Source organism: Streptomyces sp. HNM0574, from assembly GCF_012726235.1.
Classification (GTDB): Bacteria; Actinomycetota; Actinomycetes; order Streptomycetales; family Streptomycetaceae; genus Streptomyces.
In genome coordinates this window covers 125,283-135,415 of sequence record NZ_JAASAH010000017.1, presented here as the reverse complement: position 1 = coordinate 135,415, position 10,133 = coordinate 125,283, and the positions used below count along the sequence as shown (strand labels likewise).

The following is a 10,133-nucleotide window of genomic DNA, read 5'->3' as shown; positions in this document are numbered from 1 at the left end:
CCTGGCCCTCGGCCGGTGCGGACTCCGCGGCCTCGCCGGTCGCGGCGGCCTCCTCTGTCGCGCCCTGGCTCGCGGAACCGGCGCTCGCGCTGCGGGTGCGCCGGGCGGGGCGCTCGCCGGAGGCGGCGCGGCCCCGCGCCGGGCGCGCGGGCACGGGCGGCAACTGGCCCTTCAGCGGGCCCCATTCGTTCGGGTCGGGCACGCCGGGCGGCAGCATCTGGCGGCGCTTCGGCCCGCCGTGTCCCGATTCGCCGGGTTCCTTCGCGCCGGGCCACGCCTTGGCCACGCGGGCGGCGAGGACGAAGTCCTTGCGGAGCGGGTGGCCCTCGAACTCCTCGGGCAGCAGCAGCGGTTCGGGGTACGGGTGGCCGGTGAAGCCGATGCCGAACATCTCCCGCGTCTCCCGCTCGTGCCAGCCCGCGCCCGCGAACACGCCGGTGCAGGTGGGCAGCTCGGGGCGGTCGTGCGGCACGGTCGTCCGCAGCACCAGCCGGTGGACGGCGCCGCCGCCGGTGCCCGTCGGCAGCGCGGCCAGGTGGGCGCAGACCCGGAAGCCGGTGCCGGGTTCGTCGACGGCGCTGAGCCAGTCGAAGTAGGTGCAGCCGAGGGTGTCGCGCGCGGTGGTGAGCGCCTCGGTCCAGGCCGCGGCCGGCACGTCGACGGTGAGCAGCTCGTAGCTCTCCTCGGCGCTCGCGCCCTCGCCGAACAGCTCGGGCGCGCTGCGCGGCAGCCACCCCACGGGCAGCTGCGCCGCGGCCGCCTCCGTCTCCTGCTCCTCGGCAGGCTCCGGCGTCTCGTCCGTCCCGCTCACCGGGTGCCCTCCCCCTGGCCGTTGCCGCCGCCCCCGGTGCTCGCGCCCGGCGCCGGCGGCGGTGCGACGAGTCCGCTGCTGAGCTGGGCCGCGCCGGGGCGGGCCGGGGCGGCGGGCTTGCCGTAGCGGTCGGCCGTGGACTCGGCGGCGATCTTCTCCTGGAGCTTGAGCACGCCCTGGAGCAGCGCCTCGGGCCGGGGCGGGCAGCCGGGGACGTACACGTCGACGGGGATGATCTGGTCGACGCCCTTGGTGACCGAGTACGAGTCCCAGTACGGGCCGCCGCAGTTGGAGCAGGCGCCGAAGGAGATCACGTACTTCGGCTCGGGCATCTGCTCGTAGAGCCGCTTGACGGCCGGGGCCATCTTGTCGGTGACCGTGCCGGAGACAACCATCAGGTCGGCCTGCCGGGGGCCGGGCGCGAACGGGATGACGCCGAGCCGGATGAAGTCGTGCCGCGCCATGGACGCCGCGATGAACTCGATGGCGCAGCAGGCCAGTCCGAAGTTGAAGACCCACAGGCTGTAGCGGCGGCCCCAGTTGAGGACCACCTTCATCGGCTCGGGCGCGAGCCGGGCCAGCGGGCCCAGTTTCCGCCGCTCCACGGTGCCGCCCGGAGCGGGGTCGGGGAGATCGGTGGTCGTGCCGTTCGTCTTGCGCGTTACGTCCATTCCAGGACGCCCTTCTTCCATGCGTACAGCAGGCCGACGGTCAGGAACCCGAGGAAGATGAACATCTCCACCAGGGTGATCCCGCCGAAGCCCGGCGCGGCGAAGACCGTCGCCCACGGGAAAAGGAAGACCGAGTCGACCGCGAAGATCACGTACAGGAAGGCGTAGACGTAGTAGCGGACCTGGGTGTGGGCCCAGCCCTCACCGACCGGGTCGACGCCGCACTCGTACGTCAGCAGCTTCTCCTGGGTCGGCACCACGGGGCGCAGCAGCCGCCCGGCCCCGAAGGCCACGGCGACGAAGAGCACCCCGACGACCGCGACCAGCCCGACGACCGCGTAGCCGTGGAAGTAGTCCGGCACGTCCGCCCGTCCTTACCTGCTCGCTGTGTTGATGTCCGCGCCGAAGTCCGCGTTCGACGATCTGTACGCACGGGAGTCTAGGCCCTGCGCTCACCTCGGCGGACAGCCCCGTCTCCCGGCGGCGGCCCGGCCGGCGCCGGCCCGCCGGTCGTTCCGGGCGGTTATCCGTCTTCCCCCGTGCCCTGCTGTTACGTCACCGTATGTCCTGCCATGTACCCCGTCGCCGGGCGGCAGTTCGGGGCGGTGGACGGCCGCACTCCCGTGCGGGGCTGGCCACTTCGGGAGATTGGACAGTCAGGCGTGCGGGGCCGCGCCCTAGGCTGACCGGCGTTCCGGCCGGCTGCGCGGCACCGTCCGCCATATCAGGCTCCCCCCTGGCGAGGGACGGGCCGCGCGTCCACCGGCACCCGGCCCGCCCGTGGCAGCACCCCCGGCGTCACGGGCGGGCACCGCGCGAGGACGCGCGCCCGGCGGAGGAGAGGACACATGACCATCACCGATCTGCCCGGCACCGGACCGGCCTCCGCGCCGTCCCCCTCGGGCGGTCACCGCTTCATCGGCGCCCACCAGCTGCTCGCGCTGCTGCCCGCGCTGCCCAGCGGCACCTCGGCCTACCGCCATCTCGCGCAGTCCGTGCGGACCCTGGTGCTGGAGGGCCGCGTCGCCCTGCACACCCGGCTCCCGGCGGAGCGCGAACTCGCGCTCGTGCTCCGGGTCAGCCGCCCCACCGTCACCGCCGCCTACGACCTGCTGCGGGAGAGCGGCTACGCGCGCAGCCGCGTCGGCTCCGGCACCTGGACGACGCTGCCCGACGGGGTCAGGCCCGCCGGTGCCAGGAAGCCGCCGCCGCTGGAGGACGAGGGGATCGACCTGGCCGCCGCGGCGCTCGGCCTGCCCGAGGAGGTCCTCACCGGTGCCCTGCAACGCAGCATGCCGCTGATCGCCGAGCGGGCGCACACCCCCGGATACCACCCGTACGGGCTGCCCGAGCTGCGCGAGGCCGTCGCCGAACGGTGCACGCGGCGCGGGGTGCCCACCCGTGCCGAGCAGGTGCTGATCACCTCGGGGGCGCAGCAGGGCCTGTCGCTGGCGCTCGCCCTGCTGGCCTCGCCCGGCGACCGGGTGCTGGTGGAGAACCCCACGTATCCCAACGCGCTGGACGCCATGCGGCAGGCGCGGCTGCGGATCGCGCCCGTCCCGGTGTCCGAGGAGGGCTGGGACGTGGAGATCATGCGGTCGACGCTGAAGCAGGTGGTGCCGCGGCTGGCGTACCTCATCCCGGACTTCCAGAACCCCGTGGGCGCGCTGATGCCCGAGGAGCAGCGCCGCGAACTGCTGCGCGCCACCCGGCACTCCGGGACCTGGCTGCTCGTCGACGAGACGCTCACCGACATCGCACTGGACGCCGCGACGCCCCCGGCGTTCGTCTCGCACGCACCGCCGGGCGGGGCGAGCCATGTGCTGACGATGGGGTCGATCAGCAAGAGCCACTGGGGCGGGCTGCGCATCGGCTGGCTGCGCGCCGCCTCCAGCAGGGTGGTCAGCCGGCTCGCCGAGCTGCGGGTCAGCATGGACATGGCCGGGTCCGTGGTGGACCAGCTGGTGGCCGTCTCGCTGCTGGAGGAGACCGAGCGGATCCTGCCGCCCCGGCTGGAGCGCATCCGCGCCCAGCGCGAGGCGCTGACCGGCGCGCTCGCGCAGCACCTGCCGGGGTGGACGGTGCACACGCCGCCCGGCGGGCTGTCCCTGTGGGCCGATCTCGGCGAGCCGATCGCGAGCTCGCTCGCCGAGCGGGTGGCGGGGCGCGGGGTGCGGATCGAGAGCGGGGCCCGCTTCGGCGTCGACCCGGGCACGCACGAGCACCGCCTCCGCATCCCCTACACGCTGCCGCCGCCGGTCCTGCGGGAGGCGGTGCGCCGCATCGCGGCGGCGCTCTCCGACCCGGCCCCGCTCGCGAGCGCCGTCACCCGGCCCCACTGGGTCGCCTGACGGGCCGCGCCGGTCAACACCCCGTCGCCGGTGGCCGGTTCGGGCCCGGCGCCACCCCGGGGACGGTGGGGTTAACCCCCGGGTCCGGCCTGCGCCGGTCCCCATGGCGCGGGCGTGGGGCGCGCGGCAGGCTGGGGCGCATGACCGCCAGCGCACACCCCCCGGGGAAGAGACTGCCCCGGGCCACCGCCCCGGACGACGGCGCGCTGCCGCCGCCGCGGCCCCCGCTCTCCGCCGCCACCGGGCGGGAGATCGCCCACCTGCTGCTCAACCCGTTGCTGGACACCGTGTGGTTCGGGTACATCACGGTCTGCTTCTACGGGAGCGTCGGGCTGTCGGTCACCGTGGTCGGACTGCCGCTGCTGGCCCTGACCCTGGCGGGCTGCCGCCGGATCGGCGGCCTGGAGCGGGCACGGGCCCGCGCCCTGCTCGGCACCCGGGTCGAGGAGCCGAGCCGGATGCGGCCGCGGAAATCCGGGCACTACGGGAAATCCGGGAACGCCGCGAAAGGCGCCGCCGGTTTCTTCCCCTGGCTGTGGATGCGGCTGCGCGACCCGGTCGCCTGGCGGCACGCGCTGTACTTCTTCGTCCGGCTGCCCTGGTCCTGGGCCGCGTTCGCCGTCACCCTCGTCTCCCTGGTCGTGGCCTGGCCGCTGCTGCCGTGGCTGGCCCGCGGGCTGACGAACGTGGACCGCGCGATGGTCCGCTCCCTGCTGTCCCCCTCGGACGAACTGGAGCGCCGCATCGCCGAACTGGAGTCGGACCGCGGCACCGTCGCCGACACCGCGGCCGCCGACCTGCGCCGCATCGAACGCGATCTGCACGACGGCGCGCAGGCCCGGCTCGTCGCCCTCGCCATGGATCTCGGCCTCGCCAAGGAGAAGCTGCTCCAGGACCCGGAGGCCGCGGCCCGCATGGTCGACGAGGCGCACGGCGAGGTGAAGCTCGCCCTCCAGGAGCTCCGCGACCTCGCCCGCGGCATCCACCCCGCGATCCTCACCGACCGCGGCCTCGGCCCCGCCCTCTCCGCGCTCGCCGCCCGCTGCACGGTGCGCACCACCGTGGACGACGGGCTCACCGGGCGCCCGGCGAGCGCGCTGGAGGGCATCGCGTACTTCACCGCGTCCGAACTGCTCCAGAACGTCAGCAAGCACAGCGGCGCCACGTCGGCGTACGTCGAGGTGCGGCGCGAGGGCGACCGGCTGCTGCTCCGGGTCGGCGACGACGGTCGGGGCGGCGCCACGGCCGCGCACGGCTCGGGCCTGGCCGGGCTCGCGGAGCGCCTCGGCGCCGTCGACGGCCTGCTGCTGCTCGACTCCCCCGAGGGCGGACCCACCACCGTCACCGCCCAACTCCCCTGGCGCGAGGCCGAGTCGGCGCCCGCCCCCGTCACGGGGTAGGGAAAACCCCCGCCCGGAAAGACCGGCGCACGCCATGGCCCCGCACCACCCCGGGGCCGGATTCTGGACACCGGGGCCGCCGAGCGCGGCCGGAGGAAGCACCGGAGGGAAACAGAGGCCATGGCGACGACGTACGAGACACCGCGCGCGGCGCGCGAACCGCGCCCCCGGCACCGCACCCCGTCCGTGCTGCGCGCCCCCTTCGAGGGCCGCACCTGGCGCGCGTACCTGCACGCCGTCACCGGGCTGCCGGTGGCCGTGTTCTCCTTCGGCGTCGGCGTCACCCTGTTCGCGGCCGGAGCGGGACTGCTGGTCACCCTTCTCGGCGTCCCGGTGCTCGCCCTCGCGCTGGCCTTCGCCCGCGGCACGGGCCACGTCGAACGGGGCCGCGCCCGCCACCTGCTGGACCACGAGGTGCCCCCGCCCGAGCCGGTGCGGGCGCTGCGGCGCGGCACGGGCCCCGCGTCCTGGATCGGCGCGCTGCTCCGCGACGGCGCCTCCTGGCGGCACCTGCTGCACAGCCTCGTCCACTTCCCCGTGGCGCTGTGCACGTTCACCGTCACCGCCGCGCTCGTCCCGGCCGGCTGGTCGCTGCTGCTGTACCCGGCCTGGCGCTGGGTCTTCCCGCACTACATGGACCAGCCGGGACTCCAGGTGTACGGGGACGGCCAGGGCAACGGCTGGTTCCTGGACACCCCGCAGGAGATCGCCGGGGTGTCCGCCGCCGGGCTCGCGCTGGTCCTGCTCACCCCGTGGCTGGTGCGCGGGCTGACGGGCCTGGACCGCGGACTGGCGAGCGCCCTGCTCGGCCCGTCCCGCACTGCGGCGGGTCCGGCGGGTTCACAGCAACTGCCCTGACCCGCGCGCCCGTTCTGGAATGCTGGAGGCTCCGCCGGAACGGGACGTGAGGGAGAAGTCGGGTGCGGGTCGTCATCGCCGAGGATTCGGTACTGCTGCGCGAGGGCCTGACCCGGCTGCTGACGGACCGGGGACACGAGGTGGTCGCCGGCGTCGGCGACGGCGAGGCCCTGGTCCGCGCCGTCGACGGCCTCGCCGCCGAGGGCGCGCTGCCCGACGTGGTCGTCGCGGACGTCCGGATGCCCCCGACCCACACCGACGAGGGCGTACGCGCCGCGATCACGCTGCGCTCCGCGCACCCCCGGCTGGGCGTGCTGGTGCTGTCCCAGTACGTCGAGGAGAGCTACGCGACGGAGCTGATCGCCGGCTCCAGCACGGGCATCGGCTACCTGCTCAAGGACCGGGTCGCGGACGTGGCCGAGTTCACCGACGCGGTGGTCCGGGTCGCGGAGGGCGGCACCGCGCTGGACCCGGAGGTGGTGGCGCAGCTGCTGGGCCGCAGCCGGAAGCAGGACGTGCTGGCGGGGCTGACCCCGCGCGAGCGCGAGGTGCTGGGGCTGATGGCGGAGGGCCGGACGAACGCGGCGATCGCCGCCGGGCTCGTCGTCAGCCACGGCGCGGTCGAGAAGCACGTCAGCAACATCTTCATGAAGCTGGGCCTCTCGCAGAGTGACGGGGATCACCGTCGGGTGCTGGCCGTGCTGACCTACCTGGGTTCGTAGCCGCCGGAACGCTCCGCGGAAAACCCCAGCTCGACCGGCCAAGACCCGCATGACCAGGGCTCCTTGGCCATCCGGCACGAGGTGCGCCGAGACGGGCCGATCCGTCCCCCGGTGACCGGAGCACCCGCTTCCGCCGCCCTGTCCGTCTCACCGGGGCGTCCATTATGTGATTGGTAACGGGAAGGCAAACCTTACCGACGTACGATGGCTGGCGAGCCGCCGCCGCGAGGGAGGTCCGATCCACCGTGACCAGTCAGGTCAGTAGCCCAGCAGGCCGGCACCCCGGTGCCGGCCCGAACGCGCACGCCGAGCCGGACGCGCAGTCCGTCCCGGGCGGGCGCGACGCCAACGCCGCGGGGGGTGACAAGGAGGTCCGGCGTCTGGACCGGGTGATCATCCGCTTCGCGGGCGACTCCGGCGACGGCATGCAGCTGACCGGCGACCGGTTCACCTCGGAGACCGCCTCCTTCGGCAACGACCTCTCCACGCTGCCGAACTTCCCGGCCGAGATCCGCGCCCCCGCAGGCACCCTCCCCGGCGTCTCCAGCTTCCAGCTGCACTTCGCCGACCACGACATCCTCACCCCGGGCGACGCCCCGGACGTGCTGGTCGCGATGAACCCGGCAGCACTGAAGGCCAACATCGACGACGTGCCGCGCGGCGCCGAGATCATCGTCAACACCGACGAGTTCGCCAAGCGCGCGATGGCCAAGGTCGGGTACGCCACCAGCCCCCTGGAGGACGGCTCGCTGGAGGCGTACAACGTCCACGAGGTGCCGCTGACGACGCTCACCGTCGAGGCGCTCAAGGACTTCGACATCGGCCGCAAGGACGCGGGCCGTTCGAAGAACATGTTCGCGCTGGGCCTGCTGTCCTGGATGTACAACCGGCCGACGGAGCAGACCGAGCACTTCCTGCGGACGAAGTTCGCCAAGAAGCCCGAGGTCGCCGAGGCCAACATCACGGCCTTCCGCGCGGGCTGGAACTTCGGTGAGACGACGGAGGACTTCGCCGTCTCCTACGAGGTCGCCCCGGCCTCCTCCGCGTTCCCGCCCGGCACGTACCGGAACATCTCGGGCAACCTCGCGCTGTCCTACGGGCTGGTCGCCGCGTCCCAGCAGGCGGACCTGCCGCTGTTCCTCGGCTCGTACCCGATCACCCCGGCCTCGGACATCCTGCACGAGCTGTCCAAGCACAAGAACTTCGGCGTGCGCACCTTCCAGGCCGAGGACGAGATCGCGGGCATCGGAGCCGCGCTCGGCGCCGCCTTCGGCGGCTCGCTCGGCGTGACCACCACCTCGGGCCCCGGCGTGGCGCTCAAGTCGGAGACGATCGGCCTCGCCGTCTCGCTCGAACTCCCGCTGCTCATCGTCGACATCCAGCGCGGCGGCCCCTCCACCGGCCTGCCCACCAAGACCGAGCAGGCCGACCTGCTGCAGGCCATGTACGGCCGCAACGGCGAGGCCCCGGTGCCGATCGTCGCGCCGTCCACCCCGGCCGACTGCTTCGACGCGGCCCTCGACGCGGCCCGCATCGCGCTGACCTACCGCACCCCCGTCTTCCTGCTCTCCGACGGCTACCTCGCGAACGGCTCCGAGCCGTGGCGCATCCCGGAGACGGACGAACTACCCGACCTCCGCACCCAGTTCGCCACCGGCCCGAACCACGAGCTGGCCGACGGCACCGAGGTCTTCTGGCCGTACAAGCGGGACGCGCAGACCCTGGCCCGCCCCTGGGCCGTCCCCGGCACCCCCGGACTCGAACACCGCATCGGCGGCATCGAGAAGCAGGACGGCACGGGCAACATCTCCTACGACCCGGCCAACCACGAGTTCATGGTCCGCACCCGGCAGGCCAAGGTCGACGGCGTCGAGGTGCCCGACCTGGAGGTCGACGACGCCACCGGCGACGCCACCACCCTGGTCCTCGGCTGGGGTTCGACGTACGGACCGATCACCGCCGCCGTCCGCCGCCTGCGGCGGGACGGGGTGAGCATCGCGCAGGCGCATCTGCGTCACCTCAACCCGTTCCCCGGGAATCTGGGCGAGGTGCTGCGGCGTTACGACAAGGTGGTCGTCCCCGAGATGAACCTCGGGCAGCTGGCCACCCTGATCCGCGCCACGTACCTCGTCGACGCCCAGTCCTACACGCAGGTCACCGGACTGCCGTTCAAGGCCGAGCAGCTGGCGACCGCACTCAAGGAGGCCAGCAACCATGGCTGAGACCCTCACCGAGGGCCCGGACCTGCACCGCGCCGAGGCGCTTTCGCTCGTGCCGAAGGCCGAGGCGAAGCAGTCGATGAAGGACTTCAAGTCCGACCAGGAGGTCCGCTGGTGCCCCGGCTGCGGTGACTACGCCGTACTCGCCGCCGTCCAGGGCTTCATGCCCGAGCTCGGGCTGGCGAAGGAGAACATCTGCTTCGTCTCCGGCATCGGCTGCTCCTCCCGCTTCCCGTACTACATGAACACCTACGGGATGCACTCCATCCACGGCCGCGCCCCGTCCATCGCCACCGGACTCGCCGCGGCGCGCGAGGACTTGAGCGTCTGGGTGGTCACCGGTGACGGCGACGCGCTGTCCATCGGCGGCAACCACCTCATCCACGCGCTGCGCCGGAACGTCAACCTCAAGATCCTGCTGTTCAACAACCGGATCTACGGGCTGACCAAGGGCCAGTACAGCCCGACCTCGGAGGCGGGGAAGCTCACCAAGTCCTCCCCGATGGGCTCGCTGGACTCCCCGTTCAACCCGGTCTCCCTCGCGCTCGGCGCCGAGGCCACCTTCGTGGCCCGCACGGTCGACTCGGACCGCAAGCACCTCACCAGCGTGCTGCGCGCCGCCGCCGACCACCAGGGCACGGCGCTGGTGGAGATCTACCAGAACTGCAACATCTTCAACGACGGCGCCTTCGAGGCCCTCAAGGACAAGCAGCAGGCCCAGGAGGCCGTGATCCGCCTGGAGCACGGCGAGCCGATCCGCTTCGGCCTGCCCGGCGAGGACGGCCTCGGCTCGCAGGGCGTCGTCCGCGACCCAGCCTCGGGCGAGCTGAAGATCGTCGACGTCGCGGAGGCGGGCACCGACGCCGTCCTCGTGCACGACGCGCACGCCGAGTCCCCCGGCACGGCCTTCGCCCTCTCCCGCCTCGCCGACCCGGAGACCCTGTTCCGCACGCCCATCGGCGTGCTGCGGGACGTCCGGCGCCCGGTGTACGAGCGGGAGATGACCGGCCAGCTGGAGCGCGCCGTCGAGCAGAACGGCAAGGGCGACCTGTCGTCCCTGCTCGCGGGCAACGACACCTGGACGGTCGTCGGCTGACCGCC

General features: G+C 73.6%; 9 protein-coding genes. 6 read left to right on the top strand and 3 right to left on the bottom strand.

The window, feature by feature from the left end; translation table 11 throughout:
- The 3 genes from HCC30_RS24260 to HCC30_RS28310 all read right to left on the bottom strand — a co-directional run.
- The coding region (locus HCC30_RS24260) for an NADH-quinone oxidoreductase subunit C (protein WP_206324276.1) at nucleotides 1-745 on the bottom strand (745 nt) is incomplete at its 3' end.
- Nucleotides 746-807: 62 nt separating this feature from the next.
- On the bottom strand, nucleotides 808-1,368 hold the full coding sequence (locus tag HCC30_RS24255; RefSeq protein ID WP_277348031.1) for an NADH-quinone oxidoreductase subunit B: 561 nt from the start codon (nucleotides 1,366-1,368) through the stop codon (nucleotides 808-810).
- Nucleotides 1,369-1,472: 104 nt separating this feature from the next.
- Nucleotides 1,473-1,844 (bottom strand): NADH-quinone oxidoreductase subunit A, encoded by a 372-nt coding sequence (locus HCC30_RS28310; protein WP_346776782.1) that lies wholly within the window; start codon nucleotides 1,842-1,844, stop codon nucleotides 1,473-1,475.
- 486 nt (nucleotides 1,845-2,330) lie between these two features.
- On the opposite strand from HCC30_RS28310, the gene HCC30_RS24250 reads away from it, so the two are divergent.
- The 6 genes from HCC30_RS24250 (at nucleotide 2,331) to HCC30_RS24225 (ending at nucleotide 10,128) form a co-directional block, all read left to right on the top strand.
- The gene (locus tag HCC30_RS24250; RefSeq protein WP_169444889.1) at nucleotides 2,331-3,833 is read left to right on the top strand and encodes a PLP-dependent aminotransferase family protein; all 1,503 of its coding nucleotides are present in this window, start codon (nucleotides 2,331-2,333) and stop codon (nucleotides 3,831-3,833) included.
- A 140-nt stretch (nucleotides 3,834-3,973) separates the two neighbouring features.
- Nucleotides 3,974-5,233, top strand: coding sequence for a sensor histidine kinase (locus tag HCC30_RS24245; protein WP_169444888.1), 1,260 nt, complete (start codon nucleotides 3,974-3,976; stop codon nucleotides 5,231-5,233).
- A 120-nt stretch (nucleotides 5,234-5,353) separates the two neighbouring features.
- The gene (locus tag HCC30_RS24240; protein WP_169444887.1) at nucleotides 5,354-6,091 is read left to right on the top strand and encodes a sensor domain-containing protein; all 738 of its coding nucleotides are present in this window, start codon (nucleotides 5,354-5,356) and stop codon (nucleotides 6,089-6,091) included.
- Nucleotides 6,092-6,153: 62 nt separating this feature from the next.
- Entirely contained in the window at nucleotides 6,154-6,813 is a 660-nt protein-coding gene (locus HCC30_RS24235) for a response regulator transcription factor (RefSeq protein WP_169444886.1), read from the top strand.
- 380 nt (nucleotides 6,814-7,193) lie between these two features.
- Nucleotides 7,194-9,035, top strand: coding sequence for a 2-oxoacid:acceptor oxidoreductase subunit alpha (locus HCC30_RS24230; RefSeq protein ID WP_240979854.1), 1,842 nt, complete (start codon nucleotides 7,194-7,196; stop codon nucleotides 9,033-9,035).
- The gene (locus tag HCC30_RS24225) at nucleotides 9,028-10,128 is read left to right on the top strand and encodes a 2-oxoacid:ferredoxin oxidoreductase subunit beta (RefSeq protein ID WP_169444884.1); all 1,101 of its coding nucleotides are present in this window, start codon (nucleotides 9,028-9,030) and stop codon (nucleotides 10,126-10,128) included. The genes HCC30_RS24230 and HCC30_RS24225 overlap by 8 nt, the downstream gene beginning before the upstream one ends.
- The last annotated feature ends 5 nt before the right edge of the window (nucleotides 10,129-10,133 follow it).

What these genes read in the sequence shown, in the direction of transcription:
- HCC30_RS24255 (WP_277348031.1), bottom strand. Translation starts at nt 1,368, where the DNA reads ATGAAGGTGGTCCTCAACTGGGGCCGCCGCTACAGCCTGTGGGTCTTC.
- HCC30_RS24225 (WP_169444884.1), top strand. Translation starts at nt 9,028, where the DNA reads ATGGCTGAGACCCTCACCGAGGGCCCGGACCTGCACCGCGCCGAGGCG.
- HCC30_RS24245 (WP_169444888.1), top strand. Translation starts at nt 3,974, where the DNA reads ATGACCGCCAGCGCACACCCCCCGGGGAAGAGACTGCCCCGGGCCACC.
- HCC30_RS24250 (WP_169444889.1), top strand. Translation starts at nt 2,331, where the DNA reads ATGACCATCACCGATCTGCCCGGCACCGGACCGGCCTCCGCGCCGTCC.
- HCC30_RS24240 (WP_169444887.1), top strand. Translation starts at nt 5,354, where the DNA reads ATGGCGACGACGTACGAGACACCGCGCGCGGCGCGCGAACCGCGCCCC.